Annotated in this window: 20 protein-coding genes; 12 read left to right on the top strand and 8 right to left on the bottom strand. The window is 41.9% G+C overall.

Going from position 1 to position 26,402, the window contains the following annotated elements:
• The first annotated feature begins 76 nt into the window (after positions 1 to 76).
• Positions 77 to 475 carry a thiol-disulfide oxidoreductase DCC family protein gene (locus P2W82_RS15330; RefSeq protein ID WP_336516788.1) on the top strand — a complete coding sequence of 133 codons (399 nt, stop codon included), beginning with the start codon at positions 77 to 79 and terminating at the stop codon, positions 473 to 475.
• 235 nt (positions 476 to 710) lie between these two features.
• Here P2W82_RS15330 and P2W82_RS15335 read toward each other — a convergent pair whose 3' ends face one another.
• The gene (locus tag P2W82_RS15335; RefSeq protein WP_336516789.1) at positions 711 to 3,104 is read right to left on the bottom strand and encodes an alpha-ketoacid dehydrogenase subunit alpha/beta; all 2,394 of its coding nucleotides are present in this window, start codon (positions 3,102 to 3,104) and stop codon (positions 711 to 713) included.
• 223 nt (positions 3,105 to 3,327) lie between these two features.
• Here P2W82_RS15335 and P2W82_RS15340 point away from each other — a divergent pair, with 223 nt between their 5' ends.
• Positions 3,328 to 3,789 carry a DUF1573 domain-containing protein gene (locus P2W82_RS15340; protein WP_336516790.1) on the top strand — a complete coding sequence of 154 codons (462 nt, stop codon included), beginning with the start codon at positions 3,328 to 3,330 and terminating at the stop codon, positions 3,787 to 3,789.
• Positions 3,790 to 3,793: 4 nt separating this feature from the next.
• A complete protein-coding gene (locus P2W82_RS15345) occupies positions 3,794 to 4,234 on the top strand; it encodes a DUF1573 domain-containing protein (RefSeq protein WP_336516791.1) in 441 nt (146 codons plus the stop codon).
• A gap of 76 nt (positions 4,235 to 4,310) precedes the next feature.
• Here P2W82_RS15345 and P2W82_RS15350 read toward each other — a convergent pair whose 3' ends face one another.
• The gene (locus P2W82_RS15350) at positions 4,311 to 5,420 is read right to left on the bottom strand and encodes a hypothetical protein (RefSeq protein ID WP_336516792.1); all 1,110 of its coding nucleotides are present in this window, start codon (positions 5,418 to 5,420) and stop codon (positions 4,311 to 4,313) included.
• Positions 5,421 to 5,623: 203 nt separating this feature from the next.
• Between P2W82_RS15350 and P2W82_RS15355 the strand changes: the two genes are divergently transcribed.
• From P2W82_RS15355 to P2W82_RS15375, 5 genes are all read left to right on the top strand, one after another.
• The gene (locus tag P2W82_RS15355) at positions 5,624 to 6,952 is read left to right on the top strand and encodes a Gfo/Idh/MocA family protein (RefSeq protein ID WP_336516793.1); all 1,329 of its coding nucleotides are present in this window, start codon (positions 5,624 to 5,626) and stop codon (positions 6,950 to 6,952) included.
• A gap of 86 nt (positions 6,953 to 7,038) precedes the next feature.
• Entirely contained in the window at positions 7,039 to 9,933 is a 2,895-nt protein-coding gene (locus P2W82_RS15360; RefSeq protein ID WP_336516794.1) for a glycosyl hydrolase, read from the top strand.
• 235 nt (positions 9,934 to 10,168) lie between these two features.
• On the top strand, positions 10,169 to 10,744 hold the full coding sequence (locus P2W82_RS15365) for an outer membrane beta-barrel protein (RefSeq protein ID WP_336516795.1): 576 nt from the start codon (positions 10,169 to 10,171) through the stop codon (positions 10,742 to 10,744).
• Between the two features lie 18 nt (positions 10,745 to 10,762).
• Positions 10,763 to 11,368: a hypothetical protein gene (locus P2W82_RS15370; protein WP_336516796.1), complete on the top strand. Its 606-nt coding sequence runs from the start codon at positions 10,763 to 10,765 to the stop codon at positions 11,366 to 11,368.
• Positions 11,369 to 11,432: 64 nt separating this feature from the next.
• Positions 11,433 to 13,847, top strand: a complete 2,415-nt coding sequence (locus tag P2W82_RS15375; protein WP_336516797.1) for an alpha-L-rhamnosidase-related protein — start codon at positions 11,433 to 11,435, stop codon at positions 13,845 to 13,847.
• A gap of 6 nt (positions 13,848 to 13,853) precedes the next feature.
• Here P2W82_RS15375 and P2W82_RS15380 read toward each other — a convergent pair whose 3' ends face one another.
• Positions 13,854 to 14,714 carry a polysaccharide deacetylase family protein gene (locus P2W82_RS15380; RefSeq protein ID WP_336516798.1) on the bottom strand — a complete coding sequence of 287 codons (861 nt, stop codon included), beginning with the start codon at positions 14,712 to 14,714 and terminating at the stop codon, positions 13,854 to 13,856.
• Between the two features lie 312 nt (positions 14,715 to 15,026).
• Between P2W82_RS15380 and P2W82_RS15385 the strand changes: the two genes are divergently transcribed.
• Positions 15,027 to 16,256 carry a pyridoxal phosphate-dependent aminotransferase gene (locus P2W82_RS15385; protein ID WP_336516799.1) on the top strand — a complete coding sequence of 410 codons (1,230 nt, stop codon included), beginning with the start codon at positions 15,027 to 15,029 and terminating at the stop codon, positions 16,254 to 16,256.
• Here P2W82_RS15385 and P2W82_RS15390 read toward each other — a convergent pair.
• Positions 16,242 to 17,126 (bottom strand): DMT family transporter, encoded by an 885-nt coding sequence (locus P2W82_RS15390; protein ID WP_336516800.1) that lies wholly within the window; start codon positions 17,124 to 17,126, stop codon positions 16,242 to 16,244. The two genes, P2W82_RS15385 and P2W82_RS15390, sit on opposite strands and share 15 nt — an antisense overlap.
• A gap of 275 nt (positions 17,127 to 17,401) precedes the next feature.
• Here P2W82_RS15390 and P2W82_RS15395 point away from each other — a divergent pair, with 275 nt between their 5' ends.
• Positions 17,402 to 17,869 carry a ferritin-like domain-containing protein gene (locus tag P2W82_RS15395; RefSeq protein ID WP_336516801.1) on the top strand — a complete coding sequence of 156 codons (468 nt, stop codon included), beginning with the start codon at positions 17,402 to 17,404 and terminating at the stop codon, positions 17,867 to 17,869.
• Positions 17,870 to 17,978: 109 nt separating this feature from the next.
• Here the strand turns inward: P2W82_RS15395 and P2W82_RS15400 are convergent, their stop codons facing one another.
• The 4 genes from P2W82_RS15400 to rpoN are packed head-to-tail and all read right to left on the bottom strand — an operon-like array spanning position 17,979 to position 24,365.
• The gene (locus P2W82_RS15400; RefSeq protein ID WP_336516802.1) at positions 17,979 to 19,421 is read right to left on the bottom strand and encodes a hybrid sensor histidine kinase/response regulator; all 1,443 of its coding nucleotides are present in this window, start codon (positions 19,419 to 19,421) and stop codon (positions 17,979 to 17,981) included.
• 13 nt (positions 19,422 to 19,434) lie between these two features.
• Entirely contained in the window at positions 19,435 to 21,423 is a 1,989-nt protein-coding gene (locus P2W82_RS15405) for a PAS domain-containing protein (protein ID WP_336516803.1), read from the bottom strand.
• Between the two features lie 3 nt (positions 21,424 to 21,426).
• Positions 21,427 to 22,917 (bottom strand): sigma-54-dependent transcriptional regulator, encoded by a 1,491-nt coding sequence (locus tag P2W82_RS15410; protein ID WP_336516804.1) that lies wholly within the window; start codon positions 22,915 to 22,917, stop codon positions 21,427 to 21,429.
• A gap of 23 nt (positions 22,918 to 22,940) precedes the next feature.
• A complete protein-coding gene (gene rpoN, locus P2W82_RS15415) occupies positions 22,941 to 24,365 on the bottom strand; it encodes an RNA polymerase factor sigma-54 (protein ID WP_336516805.1) in 1,425 nt (474 codons plus the stop codon).
• Positions 24,366 to 24,577: 212 nt separating this feature from the next.
• On the opposite strand from rpoN, the gene P2W82_RS15420 reads away from it, so the two are divergent.
• Together P2W82_RS15420 and P2W82_RS15425 are read left to right on the top strand one after the other, a co-directional pair.
• Complete coding sequence (locus tag P2W82_RS15420) at positions 24,578 to 25,960, top strand: sensor histidine kinase (protein WP_336516806.1); 1,383 nt, start codon at positions 24,578 to 24,580, stop codon at positions 25,958 to 25,960.
• A gap of 186 nt (positions 25,961 to 26,146) precedes the next feature.
• Positions 26,147 to 26,311, top strand: coding sequence for a DUF1328 family protein (locus P2W82_RS15425; protein WP_336516807.1), 165 nt, complete (start codon positions 26,147 to 26,149; stop codon positions 26,309 to 26,311).
• Positions 26,312 to 26,402 lie beyond the last annotated feature (91 nt).

The raw sequence follows: 26,402 nt of genomic DNA on the forward strand, positions 1-26,402 counted from the left end.
TTCCATTGTTTGCAAATCGCAATCGCTGAACATCAAAAGAAGTTAACTTAAAACTTATCACATACAACCTCCCACATTGACCGAATACCCGGTTATCCTTTTTGATGGAGTATGTAACCTCTGTACTGCCTCGGTTCAATTTGTATTGAAAAGAGACAAAGCGGGTATATTCCGTTTTGCATCATTACAAAGTACTTACGGAGAACAGGTTCGGAAAGAATATTCAACCACTTCCGGATTAAATTCATTTCTGCTAAAGGAAGGCGACAAAATCTATTCGAGATCAACTGCTGCATTAAGGGTAGCAAAAAAACTCGGCAGTGCTTGGTCATTGCTGTACATTTTTATTATCGTTCCTCCGTTTATACGCAACGCCGTCTACGATTGGGTTTCAGCTAACCGTTACCGATGGTTCGGAAAAAAAGAAGAATGCTGGGTGCCAACTCCGGAGTTGAAGAAGCGATTTCTGAGTTGAAAGTTGAATGTTAAAAGTTGAACGGAAGAGATTCAGAAATTGAAAACTGAAAAAATGGGAAACTGAAAATTGTATAATCGTATTGTATTCGAAAGAAGCGACGACATTCCCGAGTGAGAACCTGTTTCTGAATTAAATCGACTCTACCCTCAAAAGAAAATACGTTATACGTTTTACGTTTTACGTTCAACGTTATACCCTGTAAAGTTCACTTTCAACTTTATACTTTAAACTTTCACTCTTTGAACATCTCCTTAATTACTTCAGTAATCTCTTCAAGATTAGGCTTGGAAAAGTAATCTCCATCGCTGCCGTAACCTGGCCGGTGTGCTTTGCCGGTGATAGTGCGCGGAGCCGCGTCAAGCCAGCGATAACCATTTTGCTTTTCGATGACTTCATTGAACATGAATGCTGCTGCTCCACCTGGTACATCTTCATCAACAAAAAGAATTCTGTTGGTTTTCTTTAATGACGCAAGAATGATATGGTGAATATCAAAGGGAAGTAAAGTTTGTATATCGACGATCTCCACATCGATGCCAAGTTCATCAAGTAGTTTTGCCGACTCCTGGATGATGCGAAGTACTGAGCCATAGGAAACCACGGTGATGTCAGCGCCTTCGCGTATAACCTCCGGAACTCCCAATGGAACTTTCATTGTCGCAAGGTTGGTCGGAAGTTTTTCCTTCAAGCGGTAACCATTCAGACATTCAATTACAATGGCAGGGTCGATCCCTTCCAGGAGTGTGTTATACATTCCCGCTGCCTGCACCATATTTCTCGGCACGCAAACATGCAAACCACGAAGAGAGCTGATGATCAGCCCCATCGGTGAACCACTATGCCAGATACCTTCTAAACGATGACCGCGTGTACGCACAATCAGCGGCGCAGCCTGTCGGCCTACAGTCCGGAACTGCAGTGTAGCAAGATCATCACTCAATGGCTGAAGGCCATACAACAGGTAGTCTACATATTGTATTTCTGCTATCGGACGTAGTCCACGCATTGCCATCCCTATGCCCTGCCCCATGATTGTAAGCTCCCGGATAGCAGTATCAAAAATGCGGTGTTTACCATGCTTTGCCTGCAATCCGGCAAAACCCTGGTTTACATCACCGATCTGACCAACATCTTCGCCGAAAGCGATTACTTCCGGTTTGTTTTCAAAAAGCTGATCGAAATAGCGGTTGAGTATTTCATAACCATTTACGACTTGCGCTTCAGGAGCATATTCTGGCGCTTGTGGTGTTACGCGCAATGAAGAGCGTGGACCTTCGTGGTAAAGGCTGGTATTATATAGTTCAGCGTTTTCTTCTTTGAGTAAATCGTAATAATGAGAAGCTTTCCTGCATGCGTGCGGGTTATCCGCAATCAGAATCGCCTGCCCAAGCGCCTGCATGATATCCTTGCGACTCGGCTCCCTGTTGGCACTCAGCTTTTCAATTACATCATGAATTTCATGTGACTTTTCTAAACTCACTTCTGTAATATCCTTCAGGAGCGTAACTGCTCGCGTGACCTGGTTTTTAATCGGATGCTGATACTTTTCCCAGGCTTCTGTTCTACTGGCAAGGATATGTTTTTTTGCGTCTGTTTCAATTCTGGTGATCTCGTCTTCTGTGGCCAGGAAATTTGCGAGAATCCATTCGCGCATTTTCCTGATACAATCCCACTCACGTTCCCATTCCAGGCGTGCAGTTGGTTTATAACGTTCATGGCTGCCCGAAGTCGAATGGCCCTGAGGTTGCGTCACTTCCTCCACATGAAATAAAACAGGTGTATGTGTATTTCTCACCCTGCGTATTCCCTCTTCAAACACTTCACACATGCCGGCATAGTCCCATGCCTTCACTTTATAAATGTACATGCCATTGGTTCCATCTTTTTTCTGAAAACCACGCATAGCTTCTGAAATCGAACCTTTGGTCGTCTGGTATTTTTTCGGAACAGATATTCCATAACCATCATCCCATACAAAAAATGCTATAGGGACCTGCAGTACACAGGCGGCATTCACCGTCTCCCAGAAATGACCTTCGCTCGTTGATGCATCTCCGATTGTGCAGAAGCATACTTCATCACCTCTGCGGGAAAGGTTCCGCATCTGCTGCAAAGCAGGATTTTCCCTAAAAACTTTTGAAGCATAAGCGAGACCCAAAGCTCTCGGTAACTGACCCGCGGTTGGTGCTAAACCGGCTGTCAGATTTTTTCTATTCACCAGGTCGAGCCACTCACCCTGCGGATCCACGAATGCGGATGCGAAATGGGAATTCATCTGCCTTCCGGCGCTGTGCGGATCGTGTGCGGGATCAGGATCAGAATACAATTGCGAGAAAAACTCAGGGACTGTCGCCACACCAGTAGCGAATGCGAAAGTCTGGTCGCGGTAATAACCACTGTAAAAGTCTCCGGGTTTGAAGAATTTAGCCATTGCCACCTGGGGCACTTCCTTGCCATCACCGAAAATGCCAAACTTGGCCTTTCCGGTCAGCACTTCCTTCCGACCGAGCAAACTGGCCTGTCGGCTGTCGCAGGCCATCCGGAAATCCTGCAAAACAGCCGTACGAAAGGCTTCGAACGACAGCTGGTCCGACAGGGCTGTATCATTTACCGCTATGGTGTCCATAAAACAAATCTACCTGAATTTTATATACGCGAACGTTTTGTGGATCAATGTTATGCACGTAAGGGTAAATTTCAACACATTGAAAATCAAATATTTAAAAAGAAATGCACATCCTGGGTGCTTTTCTGTTAAAAAATACCTGAGCCGACGTTTCCGTTGGAGATTATAATCTACAATATGTAGATTTGTAAGATCGTTATTAGGCATTCAAATTTCCCTGAAAATGAAAAGATTACTGTTTGCGTTTTGCATGGCGACAGCTTTTTCATCGCTGTCCGCACAAACAGCTGTTTCCCCCATCCCAGCCCAATCATCTAAAGATGCTGAAGTTCTCACCTTAAAAGAAACCAGTTTCAACTTTGGAAAGATTGCCCAGGGCAAACCGGTAACTCATATTTTTGAAGTTGTCAATTCGGGCAACGAACCTTTGCTTATTGAAAATGTGCAGGCTTCCTGCGGGTGTACCACACCTGAATGGAGCAAGGAGCCAATAGCGCCGGGTGCATCTTCAAAAATAATCGTGGGTTATAACGCAGCCGCAGAAGGTGAATTCGAAAAATCGATTTCTATTTTCTATAAAAATGGAAAAATGAAGACAGTGTTGATCAGGGGAAATGTCTGGAAAGCGCCCGATCAGTCAGCACCATTAAATAGTTCATTAACCTTAATAAAAAATTTAAACTAAGACTATGAAAAGAGTATTATTGGCTTTAACCCTTGTAGGAATCGGCATGGTGTCCTTTGCACAGGAAGGGGTGAAAAAAGTTGAAGACTTTATCAAATTCAAAGAATTAAAGTACAACTTCGGAAAAATCAAACAGGGTGTGCCCGTAACACATGACTTTGTCTTTTCAAATGTCGGAGATGGACCCGCAGTAATCGAAAACGCATCAGCTTCCTGCGGTTGTACAACACCCACCTGGCCCCAACAGCCGATCATGAAAGGAAAGAGCGACAAAGTGACTGCAGGCTTCAATGCAGCAGCACCAGGAACTTTCGAAAAATCAATTTACGTTAAACTGAAAGGGATTGATTATCCATTGGAAATAAAAATTTCCGGCGAAGTACTGAACGCTGATGAGTACGCTAAATACGAATCAACAAAAAAACCTAAGACAGGTTCTAAATAATTGATGTTCTACATGAAAGAAGAGGCTGTCTCAAAACAATGAGACAGCCTCTTTCTATTAAACACAGCTAAAGAAGTCAGTTTGTTCGTGCATTATCAATAAAAGCCATTCTAATCCCGCGGTCAGAATTGATTGTCTCATAAAACTCGTTCAGGTAGCTAATCATTTTCGTTTTCTGTCTTTTATCCAAAGGCTGGAAATTGTTGACCAGGGCGTAGATCGAATCCTTCTTCGCCTTGAATATAGCTACCACTTCATTCAGTTCCTGCGGTGATCTTGCATAACCTCTATACACACGTTCTGTTACAGAAGTAGTACCGATACTTTCCGGTGGCACAGCATAAGGAGCATCTACCAGTCCCGCATAATCGAAGTCGTAGGGTATGGCGTAAGGACGATGAATACCCGAATCCCGGCTGATTACGAATTTAATGTTGTGCGCACCGGGAACTGACCAGTCCAGGTTGCCGATCATGTATTGAAAGATATTGACCATAGTCATATACTTTCGATCAGTCAATTCCGAATTCAGATTTTTTATTTCGTACTCTTTACAATCGTTACGTTTGGCCACATCATCAACATCTTCAATCAAAAATCCGTAATACTGGAAGGGCTTACGTTTATTCGTCACATCAATAAAATTTACTTTGGTCAGTCTCACCCTGAAACTTACATCAGTGAGCAGGTTGAATATTTTGTAAGTCAGGTATTCTTTCAACACCAGCTGTTCAAAATCACCTCCTGTTTTGCAAGTACATACCATTTTGATTTTGCCCAGTGAGGATAATTTTGTTTTCTCTCCCTTCTTTTTAAAATTGAGCATCACCGATGGAAAATAACAAAACTCTCTTCTGAAATTCCCACGCGCACGAATCTCAATTTCATCTTCTGCGTCTGTGCTATCGGGCAAGCGAAGCCTGACCAATGCTTTTTGAAAAACAGTATCTTTTTTTTCGCCGATCATTGCCCGGATGTCTGCGGTTATCGACATCTGCAAAGGCTCATCATCTTTGAATAATTTTACTTTTTTAATGCTATCCGAAGGATCTTTTTCTTTCTTCTTTTTACCCGAAGAATCCGGTTGAGCTGCAACTTCTGATACCTGTTGCGAAGCAAAACCAATTGACGATAGGAACAGAAATATCGCCAGGATGGTATTCCTCTTAAGCGTTAGATTGAACATGTTGGTGGAGATTGGAGTTAATTTACGACAATGGATTCAGACCCAAAAAATAAAGTGCAGGCCTTTTCCGGGCAAAAAAACAATCTGCTTTCAGGAAACTATTTTATTTGTACTGATAAGTGTTTTTAACCTGATCTTTCTTATTTTGAATCTTTGCAAATCGTTCTAGCAACTCAATACCGGATTTATATAAAAAAATTGCTATGCCAACTTCCCGTAGAAAATTTATCGGTCAGCTTGCAGGATCTTCCCTTGTGTCAGGATTGATTGTCCCGGAAACTGTTGCTGCATCTTTTGCTCCGGCAAATAAAAAATCTGCGGCTGATAAAATCAATATTGCACTAATTGGCTGTAAGGGTATGGGGTTTTATGATCTTGAAAATGCTCTTAAGCAGCCAGGTGTTGAGTGCGTGGCTCTATGCGATATTGACGACGAAGTGCTTACAAAACGTACTGCTGATGTACAACGCATACAGGGTAAAGTTCCCGTTACTTACAAAGATTTTCGTAAGGTGATGGATGATAAAGCGATCGATGCGGTGATCATTGGCACGCCGGATCACTGGCATTGTCTGCCTTTCATTGCAGCATGCCAGGCCGGGAAAGATGTGTATGTGGAAAAGCCTTTGGCCAACAGTATTGCAGAGTGTGATCAGATGGTGAAAGCAACAAGAAAGTACAATCGGGTTGTACAGGTTGGTCAGCAACAACGAAGCGGGCCGCATTGGAAAAAAGCCATGGAGATAATACAATCGGGTGGTATCGGCCAGTTGAGACGAATAAATGTCTGGGGAAATTTCAATTACGGTATCGGCCAGCCGAAAGTGCCGGACAGTCCTGTACCCAAAGGTGTTGACTTTGATATGTGGCTGGGGCCGGCACCGCAAAGAAGTTTTAATTCAGCACGTTTTCATGGTTCCTGGCGCATGTTCTGGGATTATGGCGGAGGCCTCGTGACCGATTGGGGTGTACATTTACTTGACATGGCATTATGGGCCACAAATACTACTACACTTCCGCTTTCAGTTGCAGCAACAGGTGGCAATTTTGCATTTGCTGATCATGCACACGAAACATTTGATACGATGGATGCTGTGTTCCAGATGAAAGATCATGTCATACGATGGGAGCACAATGCTGGTTTACAACAAGGTCCTTATGGAAGATTATACGGACTTGCATTTGTCGGAAACGATGCAACCCTGGTTGCTGATCGCGGAGGTTATGAGTTGTTTCCTGAGAGCGATAACGGCAAATACAAGGTGCCTGCAATTCCAAAACAATCCGGTTCCGAATCGCATGAGCTCCACATGAAAAATTTCATCGAGTGTATCCGCAGTCGCAAGGACCCGGCTTGTCCGATAGAAGCCGGCAGACTTGTTGCTGCCTATGCGCATATGGCAAATATTGCGCTGAGAACAAAATCCTCTTTGGTTTGGGATCCGAATAAAAATGATTTTGGAAATAATGCTGCAGCAAATGCATTGATCCGCCCAAAATATCGCAGTCCCTGGGTATTCCCAGCTATCTGATAGTGCTGATTTTTTGAGTCAGCAGGACAGTACTGCACAACAGCCTGCAATAATTGGAGTAGTTTTCTTATTACAATAAGATTGCTATGTCAACGAAGCTGAGAGGTCTCTTCGGTCAAATACTGCCGTTCGTCTTTGTGCTGATGGCAGTATGCCCATTAAAAACACCTGCACAGAAAAAAAGCAGCACAACCGAATCGGAATTTTTAAACCCTCCGTTGATCGCCCGCCCAAAAGCGCTGTGGCCCTGGGTGAATGGAAACTTCAGCCTTGCACAAATCACATATGAGCTTACTGAAGCAAAAGCAAAAGGCATGGCAGGTTTTGATATCTGGGATTGCGGTATTCTTGTAGACCCAGATAAAGCAGTACCTGCCGGCCCGCCTTTTCTTGGAGAACAATCGATGCAAGCGATTGCCCATACCGTTCGTGAAGCAGAAAGATTGAAAATGGAAATCGGGCTCATTAGTTCGAGCTCCTGGAATGCGGGCGGTGCCTGGGTGAAACCAAAACATGGTGCAATGGGTCTTTATCGTTCTGATACTGTTGTGCAGGGTCCCGCAAATTTTCATTCAGTCATTCGATTTCCTTCCATTCCGCCCGACTCGCGTGGCCCAGCATCTACTATAAGATTTTTAGACTCACTCACAGGACTACCCGCCTTTTATAAAGAAGTAGCTATTATAGCACATCCGTATTCAGAGGATTCCATTATCGGTTCCTCGAGCCAGGTAAAAGATCTGTCAAAGTCGATGAATCAGCGCAGCGAATTACAATGGCAGGTGCCGGAAGGAAAATGGAGAATTGTAAGATATGTCTGCATACCCACGGGGCAGCCTTTGACAATACCCAGTCCAAATTCAAAAGGATTAGTAATTGATCATTTCAGCAAAGCTGCACAGGAAGCGAACATGCAATTCATTCTTAACAAACTCAGTGCAACCTTAGGCTCATTAAAGAATCGTTCGCTGAAATACATTTATGAAGATAGTTACGAAGTAAACAGCGCTGTCTGGACACCGCTCCTTCCGGACGCATTTCTAAAAAATTATCATTATCCGCTTACGAATTATCTGCCGGTATTCGACCGGTTCATTATTGGTACACCTATCGAAACAAATCGATTTTTATTCGATTTTAAAAAGCTGTTGTCGAATCTCATCATCGAAAACCATTATCTCAAAGGAAGAGATATGGCTGCCAGAGAAGGACTTGGATTCTATGCTGAAGCCGGCGGGCCGGGCGAACCTATTCATAATGTTCCTTTTGAAGATCTGAAAGCGTTGGGTGCATTAACGGTTCCCCGTGGTGAATTCTGGAATAAACATCCTCAGGGTGAATTGTTGCAGATCGTAAAAGGTATCAGCAGTTCTGCACATATCTATAATCAACGTTTTGCAGAAGCAGAAGCTTTCACCAGCGTTTGGTTGTGGCAGGAAGGTCCGGGCGAATTAAAACCACTCGCAGACCGGGCGATGTGCGAAGGACTGAACAGATTTGTGTACCATACTTTCCCGCATACTCCTCCTGAATCGGGCAGACCCGGATGGATCTATAATTTTGGAACGTTGATCAATACAACGAACGGATGGTGGCCACTTTCCGATGGATTTCATCATTACATCGCAAGAGCATGCTATCTTCTGCAACAGGGAAATTTCAGAGGAGATATTGCTTACTATTATGGCGACCAGGCTCCGAATTTTGTTCCTCCAAAACATTCCGACAACGATCCGGGTGAGGGTTATGATTATGATGTTGTGAATACAGACATTATTCTGAACCACATGACGGTAAAGAACAACCGTATTTACCTTCCGCATGGACAGTATTACGAAGTATTGGTATTGCCGCACGATGAGCGCATGAATCCAGCAGTACTCAGAAAACTAATGAAAATGGCAAGTGCTGGTGCAACAATCATAGGTCCAAAACCTCTGCGCGCATACGGACTTGCAAATGCTGCAGCTGCAGATAGGGAAATAGAAAAAAATGCAGAAATGTTATGGGGTAAATGCGATAGCATACATGTGAAGGAAAGAAACTACGGCCAGGGAAAAATCGTATGGGGCAAATCGCTTAAAGAGGTTTTGAATGAAAAAGGAATTGTGCAGGATTTTGCGTACAGCAATAATGGTAGAGATTCCCTTGATTTTATTCATCGTACCGATGAAGAAACGGAAATTTATTTTGTAAGAAATAAAAGAAAGGAAGTTTATAATGGCGAATTGAGTTTCCGCGTTACCAACAAACAACCGGAAACCTGGCGCGCTGAAGAAGGAAGCCGCTCTTTAATTAAACATTTCAAAAATACCGGTAAACAAATAGCAATACCATTTACACTTGAAGGTGAAGAATCGGTTTTTATAATTTTCAGAACTCCTGTAAAAAATATTGTTACCCAAAAATTATCAATTCCTACGACTGAAGAGAAATTGGTTTATTCGGGGAATAGGAGCATTCGGTTAGACAAGGCAGCTGAACCGATTTCCTCACCATGGACAGTTAAATACGCTTTCCAGCCTGGACTACCGGTAACGGATACTGTTAATGAGCTTATAGCCTGGAATTCTTCTTCAAAAGATTCAGTAAAATATTTTGGCGGTACTGCTACTTATGAGAGCAGTTTCAACTGGGAGGGCAACAGCAACACTCCCCTTTTTCTTGAAATCAACCGCGTGAGAGAAATTGCCAGGGTATATCTGAATGGAGAATGGCTGGGAGACCACTGGCATCAGAGTCAAAGATTCGATATCACAGGTAAAGTAAAATCCGGAAAAAATAATCTTACCATCGAAGTTGTTGCAACAATCAATAACTGGCTGATCGGTGAGGCGAAGAAACCTGCTGCCTTCAGAAATTCAAGAAGCAATATCACAAAGTTGGATAATGCCTGGCGTACTCCATTTGCGGATGCGAAACTGATTGAAGCAGGGTTAACCGGACCTGTCCAGTTGAGGAAAGGAACTATAATTCCATGAACAAATAAAAACCTGGGATATGCGAGCATTAAAAAGTTAAGCGATGAAAAACATGAATCGAACCGATACCTGAAATTTACATCGGAATACATTTTTCCTGGAATATGTTTCAGTAAGTAATGGAATTGCTAGTTTTAACAATTACAATGCAGCAAATATTCTGATCGAAGCTACCTGTTGAAAATTACTGGTTTACGGAAACTGAAAACTTTTTTTAACCTGAAAAACACCATCTATGCGCAAAACATTTTTGCCATTACTTCTCTTTTTTATTACCGCATTACAAGCTCACGCACAGCTTGAAAAGAAAAGCTGGATGGCAGGTGGATCTGCCGGATTTGACTTCGATTACAGTAACCCATCAGCTGGTTCTACTTCAAAAGGCTTTATATTTTCTCTGAGTCCCTCTGCCGGATATTTTATAATGGATAAACTGGCCGTCGGACTAAAACTCTCGAGCGCATATAGTCAGTCAAGTTATATTGATCCCGTTACTCCTGAACAAAAGACGAAATTTCTCTATTTACGTGTGGGAACCTTTGCGCGGTATTATTTTCTTAAGCCTGATGCGAAAGTTAACCTTATCGTCGAACCAGCAATTTTTTACAGCAACTCTTTCAACCTCGACCAAGGTTCAAATACATCTGGCTTTGAATATGGTGTTGGAGGTGGCCCGGTGTTTTTTCTGAATAAATCGCTAAGCCTGGAATTGATCTTAAAATGGCTGAAAGTTCATTACTCCGATAGATTCACATACAATGAGATCAATGCGGAAATCGGATTACAGATCTATTTCCCCAATAAAAAATAACCTACACAACTTAATTATATGAGACCAGGAAAACTTGTTCTTTTGATTATTTTATTGATGCAATCATACGAGGGGAAAAGCCAGGTGGAAAAAGACAACTGGATGATTGGAGGACAGATCAATGGCGCATTCCAGAAATTTGGTGAAGAGACGCAGTTTAAAAACAGATCTATCGAAATTTCAATTACACCTAAGGCAGGTTATTTTGTTCTGGACAAATTTGCTGTTGGAATAAATACGGGCTATTCATTTACACATTCAAAATATTTTAACTCGTCAATATCGGATTGGGATGAAAACTCATTTTCCCGGTTTACTCCAGGAATATTTACACGGTACTATTTTTTGGCCCCTGCATCGAAAATTAATTTGTTCGGAGAATTAGCCGGCGGACTTCGGTTAGCGGCATTCAAATCAGATAATGGTGACACAAAATACAATGGGTATCAATACTCGGGAGCTTTTGGAATGGCGTACTTTTTAAACAAAACAGTTTCACTTGAAACATCATTAATGTACCAATATCAAACAGAAAATAGCCACAGTCCTGGGGTACATAACATTATATTGAATTTAGGCTTCCAGGTTTACCTCTCCCCTAAAAAAAGTTCTAAAAAACAGTAAATGGTAAAACATAAAAGCATTTTTTTGCAGGTCGTCAATTCTTACCTGTTCAATTTGTTCGACAATGAAACGATGCCTGCCTATAATATTTTTCGTCATTGCAATTCTCCAATCCCTTTCTGCACAGTCTATCCATCCGGATATACTGAACAAGAAATGGAGTGCGTACTGGATCAGTTTTCAATCTGAATCGGGAAGTGATTATCACGTTTATCATTTCAGAAAAAAGATTAGCCTCAATCAAAAACCAGGGTCATTTATTATACACGTTTCTGCAGATTCGAGGTATAAGCTTTTTATCAATAACCAACTCGTATCGACTGGGCCTGCAAGAAGCGACATCTATCATTGGAATTTTGAAACAGTAGACATTGCTGCAAATCTCAAACACGGCGAAAACACCATCCACGCGATAGTCTGGAATTTTGGGAGCAGAAATCCGGAAGCACAGGTATCCATTCAGACGGCTTTTATATTGCAGGGAAACACTTCAGAAGAGTCAATTGTCAACACTGATAAAAGCTGGCAATGCATCCAGGATAAAAGATACAGCCCGCTTACTCCGGACCTGATATATACATTTTATGTCGCTGGTCCCGGGGATAAGGTGGATATGAACTCCGCATCCAATCCGTTCACGAGCGAGCAAGGCTGGACGAATTGCAGACAGCTTTCCAACGGACTTCCGAAAGGTGTGTTCGAATGGTCAGAGGGTTGGATGCTTACTCCGCGGAATATCCCGGCGATGGAGATGAAGCCTGAGCGGATGAAATCTGTTGTCCGAGCCGCCAATGTGACTGTTCCCAGGGAGTTTCCTTCTTCAAAAAAATCGTTCAGTATTCCTGCTCATACAAAGGCGACTATTCTTATTGACCAGGGACATCTCACAAATGCATACCCGGTTTTGAAATTCAGTAAAGGGAAGGATGCTGCTATCAATATCGGTAATGCTGAAGCGTTGTACATACAAGAAGCAGGAAACAATTGGAAAGCGCAGAATCAAAAAGGCAATCGTAATGAAACAGAAGGAAAAAGATTTGTCGGCGTAAGAGACATGGTTATTTCCGATGGAAGTGACAACCAGGAATTCAGTACACTTGCCTGGAGAACCTGGCGCTATATCCAGTTTGAAATTGAAACAAAAAATAACGCTCTCACCATTGAAGATTTCTATGGAATATTTACTGGATATCCATTCACCAGACAAGCTTCAATTAATTTCACCAATGATGATTCGGCAAGCCGGATTTTCGATGTGGGATGGAGAACAGCAAGATTGTGTGCGGCAGAAACTTACATGGACTGCCCCTACTACGAACAGCTTCAGTATATTGGAGATACGAGGATACAGGCGTTGATTTCTTATTACAACTCCGGAGATGATCGTCTCGCGCGACAGGCGATCAGCCAGATTGACCATTCCCGTTTAGCCGAAGGCGTTACATTGAGCCGATTCCCTACCACGCATGCACAGGAAATTCCGCCATTTTCACTTTTCTGGATCGGGATGATTCATGATTATTACTATTACAGGAATGATCCCGCATTCGTGAAATCAATGATCCCCGGTATACGTCAGCTTCTGTCTTTTTTCAGCAGGTACCAGCAAACCGATGGATCATTAAAAGATCTCCCCTATTGGACCTTTACTGACTGGTGCGAAAGCCATGGATGGTATCGAGGCATCGGACCGATGGGAAAAAACGGGAACTCTGCAATGCTGGATGCACAACTCCTGTGGGCATACAAACTCGCCTCAGAGCTCGAGAAAAAACTCGGTAATGAAGGAATAGCAAACGACTATGACCAGGCCGCAATTCTTTTACAAAATACTATCAGAGAAAAATACTGGGATAAGAACAAAATGCTTTTTGCTGATACGCCGGAAAAAGATTTGTTCTCACAACACACCAATGCTCTTGCCATTCTCAGCGGAATAATTTCAAAGGATTCTGCGGCTGTAATTGCTGAAAAAATTGCAACAGATACAAGTCTCGCCGAGGCAACCATTTACTTCAAATACTATATCCACCAGGCGCTCGCAAAAGCAGGCAAAGGAAATGACTATATGAACTGGCTGGATGTATGGAGAGAAAATTTAAAGATGGGAATGACAACCTGGGCGGAGATTTCTGATATCAATCGGACAAGATCAGATTGCCATGCGTGGGGCGCTAGTCCGAATATTGAATTTTTCAGAATCGTATTGGGAATAGATTCTGATGCGCCTGGATTTTCAAAAGTGAAGATTCAACCTCATCTTGGAAAATTGAAATCAGCAAAAGGATCAATGCCACATCCTGCCGGTAAGATCGTTGTAGACTATCAATTTACGGGAAACAAATTTCTCGTAATGATAGACCTTCCTAAAGGCATTCCAGGCAGCTTTACCTGGAATGGCATGACTACACTTCTATCGGAAGGCAGAAATGAGTTGAAGATTACGACGACATCAGAACTAATTCCACAAATACGTTGATGAATATTATTTAGACATTTGTCTGAGATCAGCGTAACTGATCAACTGTATGCCCAATTTTTTAATTGCTGCCTTAACATCGGCATCGGTCCACATGTCTGTAACCCCCTGTCTGTCTTCAGCAACGTTTTCATATCCGATATGTGATATTGCACGAAGCTCGGGCGTATCTAATCCAGGATGTTCAACAAAAATGTAAGTTTCACCTGTTTTCAAACCTTCCAGCATTTTGATGAAGCTTTGCTTTTTTTCTGCTGATGTTTTATGGGCTCCGACAAAAGGAGCATACTTGACATTATAGTCAGCCAGGTCGATATCAATTTTGTATTCTTTAGCAATTTTTTTTGCGATGGCTTTTGTTTCAGGGGTCATATCATAACACCCCATATGTGCTGAGATATGAGATATACGCGGAATCTTTTTTATCGCCAGTTCTATCTGCGCTCTTAATTCTTTTTCGATATCCTCGTTCTTAAATGCTTTGTCTTTAAGATTCTGACCGGGATAATTAATATTGGGCCAGATCATCGGGTAAAAATATCCATCTTCATTAACAAGACTTGGGCAGTTGGAAACGGGGCGGTATTTCACATTATCCCATTCGCTGGTCAGAGCAATATGTATTCCCACATCGATCTTAGGGTATGCATTTAACATTTTTACAGCTTCCGGAAACCACGGTGAAGGAACGATGATCTCAACAGAAGTTACGATCCCATCACGATAGGTTTTCTGAATCGCTTCATTTCCCGAATGAGCAAAACCCATATCATCCCCGCGGACAATCAACCTTGGTGATTTTGTTTGCGCCGAACAATCCGGAACGAAAAACAGAAAAACAAAGAGCAAACAAAAAAGAAATTTCATATCAGGCAATTTCTATGAAAATAAGAAAAATGATGCAGTAAATAGCGGCAGTGAACCAAGGAGCCTGCAGGCAACAGACAACAAATACTACGCAACTAACCCGATGTTGCTCTCACCGTTTTCAATTTTCAGTATTCTGTTTACTGTTTCTAATATCTGTTTATGTTCAATGTTCTCTGTTTATGTTTTTATTCCAGTTGTCGGTTTTCAGTTCCAGTTTTCTGCCCTGCATTCCATATTTTCTATCCTGTCCCCGGCTGTTTCCTCCTGCCTCCCCACCTGCCTTCTGCCTATTTTACCTACCTTCGCCTTATGCTATCCATATCAGAAAGGGGCAAACTGATGCCCCCGTCGCCGATCAGAAAACTGGTTCCCTACGCGGAAGCAGCAAAGAAAAAAGGTATTAAAGTTTTTCATCTCAATATTGGCCAGCCCGATATTGAAACACCACCGGCGATTATGGATGCTGTGCGAAAAGCAGATATTCCTGTGCTGGAATACAGTCATAGCGCAGGTAATGAAAGTTATCGCCGCAAGTTGACAGAATACTACAGGCATGTAGGCATAAATGTTAACCACCACCAGATTCTGATTACCGCAGGCGGAAGCGAGGCGATCATTTTCGGATTAATGAGTTGTCTGAATCCTGGTGATGAGTTAATCATCCCGGAACCGTTTTATGCAAACTATAATGGTTTCGCAATTATGGCCGGTGTAAAAGTGGTGCCCATCACCTCACATATTGAAAATGGATTTGCCTTACCCCCCATCAGTGAGTTTGAAAAAGTGATCACGCCAAAAACAAAGGGCATTGTCATCTGCAATCCCAATAATCCGACAGGGTACTTATATAGCCGACAGGAAATGGAAGAGTTAAGGTCCATATGTCTCAAACATAACCTCTATCTTTTTTCCGATGAAGCTTATCGTGAATTCTGTTACGATGGTGAGTTTATCAGCGCCATGCAACTGGATGGGCTGGAAGAAAATGTTTTACTAATGGATACCATCTCGAAAAGGTATTCAGCTTGCGGAGCAAGAATTGGAGCGTTGGTAACACGTAACAAAGCCGTATACGATACAGCAATGAAATTTGCTCAGGCGAGACTTAGTCCTCCCGGTCTTGCACAGATACTCGCTGAGGCAGCAGTAGATCTGCCTGCTGATTATTTTAATGCACCCAAAGCTGAATATTTATCCCGCAGAGATTTGCTGGTAAAAAGATTGAACGCTATGCCGGATGTTTTTTGTCCTAATCCCGGTGGCGCTTTCTATGCGATTGCAAGATTACCGATCGATGATTGTGACCGGTTTTGTCAATGGCTTCTTGAATCTTTCTCGCACAACAACAAAACTGTGATGCTTGCTCCTGCAACAGGTTTTTATGGTACTCCAGGTCTTGGTAAAAATGAAGTTCGTTTGGCTTATGTGCTGAACAAAGAAGCAATCAATGACGCCATGGACTGCCTCGAAAAAGCGCTGGAGGTTTATCCTGGAAAGACGATACCCCAAAAACAGAAAGAAGGTTCAGCTGTTGCTTAGTTTGGCAATATGTCTGGGATGGATGTTGATTAAAACTATCCCCGCTACTACGAGCAGTGCGCCAATCCATGTATACCAATGAACATCTTCTTTCAGAATAACAACCGAAAGCAGTAAAGCAAATACGGGTATCAGGTAATTGAAGACCGCAGCTTTCGTAGCTCCGATTTTCTGAATCGCATCAAAATACCAGATAAAGCCAAGCACTGTTCCGAACAATGCGAGATACACGAGAGCTATCCATACTTTCCCCGGTACAACTTTTGGAAATGTTTCTGTTGTCGTAAAGATCAACAACATAACACAACCTGTTAGTGTTGCCCAGGTTGCTGCTGACACTGCCGAAACCTTTTTCATCACATTTCGAATGGCCAGGGTATAAATGGCCCAGGCAATCGGGCAGAACAACATATACAGATCACCCTTTTCAAACTGGCTGAATAATCCTGTAATATGACCTCTTGATATCACAAATACAACTCCGCAAAGCGAGAGAATAATTCCTGGCGCTTTTAGTCCACCAATTTTTTCGTGATATAACCAGGCAGAAAGCAACATTACTAAAACCGGGTTCAAGGCAATCAAAAGCGCGCCATGACTCGCAGGAACCAATTGCAGGCCTTTAAAGAAGAAATAATTGTAGGCAGCAATTCCGGTGAAACCTAATAGTGACACCTGAATAAACGTCTTCAGGCCGATCTTAAAAAAGTTTTTGTTGAAATGGAGCGCCAGCGGGATAAGAAATAACAATGCGAGAATATAACGCAAAGATGCGCCCCAGAATGGCTCAAACACCTGTGCAGCAACACGCGTTGCGATCAGCGTTCCTCCCCAGAATAAGGCAACCAGCGTAAGTTTAAAATATGTCAACCGATAATTTTTTTGTTAGTAATAAAATTTATGTCGCAGCAAAAATAGGAGTGAGAATTCATACACATTTTCTATTCAAACCGAACATAATTGCACAATTGTAAACCTTCATATTTGTAATACTGTTGAAAATACGAACAGAATGTACAGGAATCTGTACATGTGATCTGGCAGTTATTCAGATCATGTGAATTACATTTTTAACAACATCATCTTTTAAAAAATGGCATGGTTTTATCAGATATATAAATATTCACCAAGTAAAACGTGTAGGTATGATTAGTAATGAAAAAACGATCAGGGTATTAAATGACCTGATCCAGACAAATCATGACCGCATTGCTGGTTATGAAAAGGCAATCAGTGAAGCAGGCGAAATGGACATGGATATTAAAGCCATTTTTGGTAAAATGATTCAGGAAAGCAGGCAAAACAATATTGAACTGTCCAATGAGGTAGCAGCATTGGGTGGTGAACCTGCTACAAGCAGTACAATCGGTGGAAAAATTTACAGAATATGGATGGATGTAAAGACAAGTTTGTCATCATCAGATCGACTGGCTATTCTTGACTCCTGTGAATATGGAGAAGATGTTGCAGTTGAAGCATATGAAGATGCGTTACAATCTGATGCCGACATGACCGTTGCTCTTCTTAACCTCATCACCAGGCAAAAAGCTGGTATACAACTTGCACATAACCAGGTAAGAAGTTACAGAGATGCAAACGCAGTTATCCGTTAACGATAGTACACTTAACTCCATATATATCGGTAAAGGGTAATAAAACTCCCCAGCCAATAAAAAAGTCCCGAAACCAACCGGGACTTTTTTAATTTTCTTTATTACAATATTAGAATTCGCGAAAGCTCACTTTGAACTCAGTACCCTTACCAGGAACAGAATTTACATCTACAGTCGCTTTATGTTGCTGCAGAATTATCAGTGTAGTTGCAAGACCCAAACCGAGTCCGTTTCTTTTTGACGTAAAATAAGGTTCGAAAAGTCGCGGGAGATTTTCTTCTGTAATGCCCACACCATTATCTCTCACGATCATTTTGTAACCACCTGGCTCAGCCATAATTTCAATTTCCAAAACACCGGTTTTCTCCGGCATTGCTTCAATTGCATTGATAATAATATTCAGCAAAGCGATCTGTAACTTCGAAGCGTCAGCATGAATCCAGGCAGGATCCGGCGGATATTTTACATGAAGACTGATTTGCTTTAAAGTAATACGATCCAATGCCGCGGAAATGCTTTCATCTACAATGGTTTGTAAAGCGGCTTTCACCTGCACAAGGTCACCCGGTCGTGAAAAATCCAGAAGCTCAGAAATCAGATCTCCGATCCTCCGTGTATTTCTGTCAACGATTTCAAGATAGACCTTGGCCTGCTCAGAGAAAGGTTCCAGTCCTAATTGCTGTACAGAAAGACTGATATTGTTCAACGGATTTCTCACCTCATGTGCAAGGGTACGAACAAGGCGACCTGCAATAGCCAGTTTTTCGATCTGGAGATTGGCTTTCTCTACTTTTTTAAGGTTACTTATATCATGAATAATTCCCTGTATGTAACTATCACCCTGCAGATCGGTTTCCCGTGACAGTGAGAGAATGCAGTATTTTTTCTCACCTGATTTTGTCACCAGCTCCACTTCCATATCATCAACGTCACCGGTATTCACCAGGTCATCAAGAATTTTTTGCTGATCAGTCTTGTTGATCAGAAGATCGAATACACTCAGAAAACCCAACTGCTCTTTCTCATACCCAAGCAATTCGGTAGTAGCGTAATTGATATCAATAAAATAGAGTTCGTTGTCTGCGAGGAAAACTGCGTCTTTAGATCTTTCAAAAATACTTCTGAACTTTCGCTCGTTGGTGCGAAGTGCTTTTAGCGACATCATCCTTTCCAGCGAATAGCGGATACTCCTTTCGAGTTTTTCAGTTGACAATTCCGGTTTAATAAGGTAATCAACAGCACCTGCCTGCATGGCCTGGATATCGATTTCATGATTACCCTTTCCTGTCAGCAGGATGATCGGCTCTTCACAATTGAAAGTTTTTGCTTCCCTGATCAGGTCGAGGCCGGTTTTAGCTCCAAGGCGATAGTCAACAAAATACAGATCATATTTACGGGAGCTGATAAGATCAAGAGCCTCCCTGTATTTAAAACTCCAATCGATGATAAATTCATGACCGGGTATATTCTTGATATACTCACTGGTGATAAAAAAGTCATCTTCATCATCATCAATGATGAGTATCCTCGTGGAAGGTTTCTCAGAAGGCATTTCAGTAGGTGATTTAACTATATTGTTTTTCGGGTAGGATGAAGATAAAGCTTGATCCTTTTCCACGTTCACTCTCTGCATAAATAATCCCTTTATGGTGGTCAACAATTTTTTTGCAAATGGCAAGACCTATTCCCGAACCTGGATATTCCGATTTCCCGTGCAAGCGTTGAAATATTTTAAAGATCCTTTCTTCATATTCTTTTTCGAAACCGATACCGTTGTCCTGCACTCTCAGCTCGATGTAGTTCATTACCCCATTAAGGTTGAACCTTTTCTTCTCTTCAGCGGGAAGTATCCTGTATCTAATCTGTATTTCCGGGGGAAGCCCAGGTTTAGAAAATTTAACTGCGTTTGAAATGAGGTTATTGAACAACTGCTGCATCTGGGATTTTACCGCCTGTATCTGCGGAAGGTTATCCGATATCACGATCGCCTTTGTTTCCTCCATCTTCAACTCAAGCTCTTTTAACGCATTATTGAGCGGCTGGTTCAAATCAATTTTTTCAAAATACGGCTCATTCCTGGTCGTCCTTGAAAATTCAAGAAGATTATCAATCAAGATCCGCATATTTTCTGATGCGCCCTTCATCCTTTCCAGGTATACGCCACCATCCGTCCCCAGCAATTCCGAAAACCTTGAGCTCAGGCGTTCAGAGAAAGTGGCAATTTTTCTCAGTGGTTCCTGGAGATCATGCGAAGCAACATAGGCAAACTCTTCGAGGTCGCGGTTGCTTCTCGCTAATTCTTCTATTTTGTGCTCCAGCTTTAGTTCGTACTCCCGAAGTTTAGTGATATCCCTTGTGGTCCCCAGTACTTTCTCAACAACTCCTTTTTTATCCCGGATAATCTTTCCATAAGTCTCGATCAGTTTAGATTCTCCGCTTCTGGTTGCGATCCTTTCTTCTCTGATGAAATAGTCATCGGTGGCAAGTGCATGCTCCCACGACTCATTGCTTTTTATTGCCTCTTCAACACTCTGATGAGAGTTCATAAATGCGCGATCAACTTTACGCCCCGAATACTCTGTTGTATTCTCATAACCGAACAAATGAAACATTCCTTCAGACCATTCCATTGTTCCCGTAGCGACATCATATTCCCACGACCCATTATTAAGGAACAACTCTTTCTCGAGTACCATATTTTTATAATGCAAAAGATCACGATACAGAGAATAGTATCGCGTAACATCCCAGGTGATGCCAAGAACAGATTTAACTGTGCCATCCTCGTTAACTACAACGCGCGTTTTTGAAGAAACGCTTTTTGTAATTCCATCCTCTCCGGTGATTTCGTAGCTGTGTTCAAATTCTTTTCCTCTGATGATGCTGTCGTCAAACATCCCCTGCAAATCAGGCAGTGCTTCCTTATCAACATGGTTCAGAAAAAGAGCGAGATCAGGTTCAGGAACTTCTTTTTCATCAGGATACCCCAATAACTTGTACATCCCCCGGGACATTTTCATTTTTCCCGTCCCGATATCCAGTTTCCACGTACCGTACTTAAGCAGGTCTTCAGAATCGTCAATTAATTGAAGCGATGCTTTTACCTCTGCTTCCGAATTCACTTCGCGGGTGATATCCTGTGCAACAAAAAGAATAGAACCGGGTTTGCCATCAGGAGAACGTCTGAGCACAGTTCCTTTTACCCGAAAATGAAAAAAGTCTCCTTCTTTTCTGTTGAACCGACAGCCAAAAGAATAACTGGCATCATCCGTTAGTTCTTCGTAATGTGAAAGTTCCTGTTTTACGGCGTCAACATCGTCTTTGAAAACCATTTTCAACATATCCCCATCCCATCCCTTCACATCTTCAATACTGTAACCAAGTACCTCTTTGAGTTGTTTGTTCACATAACCCAACTGTTTTCTTTCTGCATCATATACATAAATGATCGCCGGGAAAAAATCCGTGATTCTTTCAAACAAATTTCCGTCAAGCCCCTCTTCGAGGAGTAATTTGAAATGGTTGCTATGGTCGTCTTTCCCGGGATGCATCATAGATTAGGTATTTTTTAATTCCTTGTAGAGGCTCATCTTATTGTAAAGTGTTTTCCTGTCAATATTCAGAATCCTGGCTGCCTTGCTTTTGTTGTAATTGGCCTCTTTCAAAGCATCCAGTATCATCTGGTATTCAGCATCGATTGTGGCTTTGCGCAGGGATGTTTCGCGAAATTTGAAGTTGCCGGCACTATTGCCATTTTCTTCACCATCATGCGGCGAACTATTCTGGTTGGCGCTTTCATTGAATTGTAATTTTGAAAAGTGAGTAATCTCGAATGGCAGTGTGTACAATTCAATCTTCTCACCTTCTGTAAGAAGGGTCGCTCTCTTTACTACATTCTTTAATTCACGCAGATTACCGTACCACACATAATTCTTAAACACTTCTTCTACATCCGGAGAAAATCCTTTTACCTGTTTGCCGAGTTCACTATTTGTCTGGCGGAGGAAATGCTCAGCCAGCAACATGATGTCTTCTCTGCGTTCCCGTAATGGCGGTACATTGATGCTGAATTCATTGAACCTGTGATAAAGATCTTCGCGGAATTTACCCGTGCGTGTAGCATCCCACAATTGTTCGTTACTGGCGATGATGATGCGAACATCCAGTTCAATATCCTTCACTCCACCCACACGACGCATTTTTCTCTCCTGCACAACACGAAGAAGCGATACCTGTATTTCGTAAGAAAGATTGGCGATCTCGTCGAGGAATATGGTACCGCCGTTAGCCAATTCGAAACTTCCCACCTTTTGATTCAATGCACCGGTGAATGCCCCTTTTTCATGACCAAACAATTCACTACCGGCAAGTTCTTTTGAAAGTGCACCGCAGTCAATGGCAACGAAAGGTTTTGCATTACGTTTACTCAGCTTGTGGATCTCATTCGCTATAGCTTCTTTACCACTACCACTTTCACCGTAAATAATTACACTGTAATTAGTAGGTGCAACCAGCTTTACCTGGTGGATAATTTTCTTGAATGATTCCGTGTTACCGAATATATATTTTTCATTTCCGGAAGCTGATTGTCCGCCTGGCACAAAATGAACAGCTGATTGCTGAGGAGTTCTTCCGTTTTCCATTTCTGAAACAGGTGCTGCTTGTTTCACCGTGCTCGCCTGCGCAGGCTGACTCAAAGCTTTCTGAATCGTGATCAGGATTTCTTCAGGAAGCAATGGCTTTGTTACATAATCATATGCGCCCAGCTTCATTGCTTTTACTGAGGTACGGATGTCACTGTACCCCGTAATCATTATCACGGGAACTGATGGTATCATTTCCTTGATCTTTGCAAGTAGTGTAATTCCATCCATGTCATCCAGCCTCACATCACAAAGGATGAGATCGGTCTCGGAGGTTTCAAGATAAGCCAGGGCTTTGCGGCCGGTGGATACTTCATCCACATGAAACTGATTCCTTGTAAGAAATCTGTTGAGTAAGAGACACATGTCCCTGTCGTCATCTATTACGAGAATTCGTTTATTCATATTAGTAGATTAGATTTTTTTAATTATCCCCATATTGCGCGCATCTGCGCAACAGGTATTCTGAGTTGTTCGCGGTATTTAGCAACTGTTCTGCGAGCGATTCCATATCCCTTGTCCGTCAGCAGTTTTACAATCTGCTGGTCAGTGTAGGGATTCGACTTATCCTCTATACTGATGATTTCCTCGATACTGTTTTGTATCACTTTATTACTTGTCATTTCCCCGTTCGCATTGGAAAGTCCTTCTGAGAAAAGATTCTTCAGTGAAATATATCCGAATGGAGTATCGGCATATTTGTTTGAAGTGATCCTGGAAATAGTAGAGATATCCAGGTTTGTTTTTTCTGCAATGTTTTTCAATACCATCGGTTTCAACAGACTGATATTACCGTCCTGGAAATAATCATACTGCCATTGCACAATCGCTTTCATCACTTTCAGCATATTTGATTCGCGCTGCTGAAGTGCATTTACAAACCATTGTGCAGAATTCAGTTTCCCACGCAGGTATTGTCTTGTATGCTGATCCTTTGTTTTATCATGTTCAGCATCCTGCACCATATTGATCCAGGATTGATTTATATAGAGGCTGGCTGCTCTCGATTTAAACAGATTTACCTGGATCTGTTCACCTTCCTGTGTAATTACAAAATCAGGAATAATACTATGATTACTCTGGAAAGATGAACCTGTTTCATCAATCGGGCGGGTTCTCAATGATGCAAGTAATTTCAGTATGCTTTGCAGATCATCTGCATCGATACCCAGTTCTTTTTTTATTCTTTCCATATTTCCCTGGCGGAGATGTGAGAAACAGTCACGCACAACCGCAGTTGCATTATGAATTAAAGGGCAACTCTGATCTCTGTCGCAGAGTTGAATCAGAAAAAACTCCTGGAGATTTCGGCTGGCAGTTCCACGGGGCTCGAGAGATTGGATAGCCTCGAGTATGGGAGACAATGTAGACTCTTCCACCCAAGCCTGGTATTTAAAAGAAAGTTCATTTGCAATAGCTTCAAGATCTCCCTCAAGAAATCCCTGCTCATTAACCGAGTCAATCAGAAAATCCGCATAAATAGTTTCTTTCTCAGAAAAATCGAGAAAGCGGAATTGCCTTTTCAGTTCTTCACGGAAATCGACGGATTCGGCCAGCGGTCTGTCCGGCATTTTTTCCGTTGACAAATAATTCTCGTATTCTTTTTTATAATCCGGAATATCGTCATAACCATATTCGTCCCAATTCTGGAAATCCTGGACTGCATCCTTTGCAGTTTTATCGGCGACCAACTCATCTGTAGCCCCATTTTCTTCCAGTAAGGGATTATCATCGATTTCATCCTGGATACGTTGTTCCAATTCAAGGTTGTTCAGATGAAATAAGTTAAGAAGTTGAATTTGCTGAGGTAATATCTTATACTGCTGCTTTTGAGTTTGAACCTGATTAATCATAGCCGGTAATTTTGCAGGATGTATAAAACAAATACATTACCATTTCGCTGCAATTCCACACTTTTCTAAGAAAGAGCGCTAAAAAAGCCGTATTAAGCGGATATTTTGTAAATTTTATTTCCCAATTCCCCCGGATCGTCCTGTAAGATTACCAGCAAAACCCTGAAAAATGTAGAAATAGATCTACAAGTGTGTATTAAATTCCCAAAAGTTTGAAGTCGAAATTCTCTTATGCGATCATAGTTTTTGTGGTTTCACTGGCGACGCTGGTGATCCTATCACTAACATTTCAACGTCGCATAAACGAACTACTCAAACTGTCGCATAGCGAAGAACAATCCAATAAGATCATTATAGAACTTAATCGCCTCGAACATTTTATTAAGGAAGCAGAATCAGGGCAAAGAGGTTTTCTACTTACGGGTGATAGCAGTTTTCTCGAACCGTACATATATTATTCAAAACAGGTTTATCCGGCTACGGAGAAAATCCAGGAGCTGACTGAAGACGACATCAACACCCAGATCAAAGTAACGCAGCTCAGAGGCTACATCAGCAGGCGTATGGAGTCAATGCATTTTTCACTTCAATCATTTGATCAGGGCGATAGTATTTTGAGGGGTAACCTGCATCGGGGTAAAGTCCTGATGGACACCTGTCATATGTTAATAAGGCAGATTGAAGATGAGCAGGATAGCCTTTTAAGTAAGACCAGTGGCAGTAAAAACATACTTGAGTCAAAAACGCCGGAAAATTTCAGACATCTTTTTCTTGTATCACTTTCTCTCCTGCTGATCACATTTGCTTTAATTATGCGTGAAATTGTTCAGCGTTCCCGATTCCAGCGGGATTTACAGGCGAATATTATCGAACTGAATCAAACCTATGAAGAACTTCAGCAGATCACCTTTATCACATCACATGATTTCCAGGAACCGCTTAGAAAAATACGAATTCTGAGTTCCCGGCTGGTTGAAAATCACGGGGATGCAGAAGGAAAGATGATCATCGACAGGATACAGGTGGCTGCGACAAGGATACAGGAACTGATACAGGAGGCTGTACAATACATGGCGCTTTCACGAACCACCGAAGGCATGACTGAATTCAATCTTACTTCTGTGGTGAACGAAGCGGTGAACGACATGATTGATCATCCTGTGCTGAAGAAGGCGGATATTAAAATCAATTTGTCGGTTACAATATTGGGTTTTCGATCTCAGCTGAGGTTGCTGTTTAAGTCGCTTATTGATAATGCCATAAAATATGCTCATGAAGATCGCAATCTTCAATTGAGTATAACAGGTACGGTAACAGATAATAATAAACAGGATGAGCATGGAATTCTGCAGACCAGTTATTATAAAGTAAGTGTTGCTGACAACGGTATTGGCTTCGAACAGGAATTCAGTAAAAAGATATTTCAGCTTTTTAAAAGATTGCAGACTGCAGAGACAGCCCCGGACGGGAAAGGTGTAGGCCTGGCGCTCGCAGAAAAAATAATGGTCAATCACAAAGGATATATTCTTGCGGAGGGAAAGCCTGGAGCGGGTGCTACCTTCCACCTTTATTTCCCGATCAGATCCCACCGTTGATTTTCAATTTTCTACATTTTTGTTAAACGGGTTTAACAAATTGTAGAATTCCTTACACGATAAAATTCGGTACCTGTCATTTTTCAGGCTAAAAAAAACTGGCACAAAATTTTGAACTATATACTACGAAGCAGCGGTTGAAAAGTGATTAAAAGAGATAATTTTTAAACTATTAAAACTTATTTTATGATTCGCTGGACGATAACATTTTTGATTATAGCATTGATTGCAGCATTACTTGGATTTGGTGGAATTGCAGCAGGAGCAGCATCAATTGCGAAAATAATATTCTTCATTTTTATAGTCCTGTTTGTGCTATCGCTATTAGCAGGCCTGGTAAGAAGAACATAACAATGCATTTATAAGGATGGTTTTCATAGGTTTTAAAAGTGCAGTCTCCCAGACTGCATTTTTAATTTTCAGCTGTTGATGACTGGAAGTA

Source organism: Pollutibacter soli, from assembly GCA_029269725.1.
Taxonomy (GTDB): Bacteria; Bacteroidota; Bacteroidia; order Chitinophagales; family Chitinophagaceae; genus Pollutibacter; species Pollutibacter soli.

Coding starts and splice junctions, on each gene's coding strand:
- P2W82_RS15350 (WP_336516792.1), bottom strand. CDS start 5,420: ATGTTCAATCTAACGCTTAAGAGGAATACCATCCTGGCGATATTTCTG.
- P2W82_RS15360 (WP_336516794.1), top strand. CDS start 7,039: ATGTCAACGAAGCTGAGAGGTCTCTTCGGTCAAATACTGCCGTTCGTC.
- P2W82_RS15425 (WP_336516807.1), top strand. CDS start 26,147: ATGATTCGCTGGACGATAACATTTTTGATTATAGCATTGATTGCAGCA.
- P2W82_RS15385 (WP_336516799.1), top strand. CDS start 15,027: ATGCTATCCATATCAGAAAGGGGCAAACTGATGCCCCCGTCGCCGATC.
- P2W82_RS15355 (WP_336516793.1), top strand. CDS start 5,624: ATGCCAACTTCCCGTAGAAAATTTATCGGTCAGCTTGCAGGATCTTCC.
- P2W82_RS15395 (WP_336516801.1), top strand. CDS start 17,402: ATGATTAGTAATGAAAAAACGATCAGGGTATTAAATGACCTGATCCAG.
- P2W82_RS15370 (WP_336516796.1), top strand. CDS start 10,763: ATGAGACCAGGAAAACTTGTTCTTTTGATTATTTTATTGATGCAATCA.
- P2W82_RS15335 (WP_336516789.1), bottom strand. CDS start 3,104: ATGGACACCATAGCGGTAAATGATACAGCCCTGTCGGACCAGCTGTCG.
- P2W82_RS15405 (WP_336516803.1), bottom strand. CDS start 21,423: ATGATGCATCCCGGGAAAGACGACCATAGCAACCATTTCAAATTACTC.
- P2W82_RS15375 (WP_336516797.1), top strand. CDS start 11,433: ATGAAACGATGCCTGCCTATAATATTTTTCGTCATTGCAATTCTCCAA.
- P2W82_RS15340 (WP_336516790.1), top strand. CDS start 3,328: ATGAAAAGATTACTGTTTGCGTTTTGCATGGCGACAGCTTTTTCATCG.
- P2W82_RS15410 (WP_336516804.1), bottom strand. CDS start 22,917: ATGAATAAACGAATTCTCGTAATAGATGACGACAGGGACATGTGTCTC.
- P2W82_RS15345 (WP_336516791.1), top strand. CDS start 3,794: ATGAAAAGAGTATTATTGGCTTTAACCCTTGTAGGAATCGGCATGGTG.
- P2W82_RS15380 (WP_336516798.1), bottom strand. CDS start 14,714: ATGAAATTTCTTTTTTGTTTGCTCTTTGTTTTTCTGTTTTTCGTTCCG.
- rpoN (WP_336516805.1), bottom strand. CDS start 24,365: ATGATTAATCAGGTTCAAACTCAAAAGCAGCAGTATAAGATATTACCT.
- P2W82_RS15365 (WP_336516795.1), top strand. CDS start 10,169: ATGCGCAAAACATTTTTGCCATTACTTCTCTTTTTTATTACCGCATTA.
- P2W82_RS15400 (WP_336516802.1), bottom strand. CDS start 19,421: ATGCCTTCTGAGAAACCTTCCACGAGGATACTCATCATTGATGATGAT.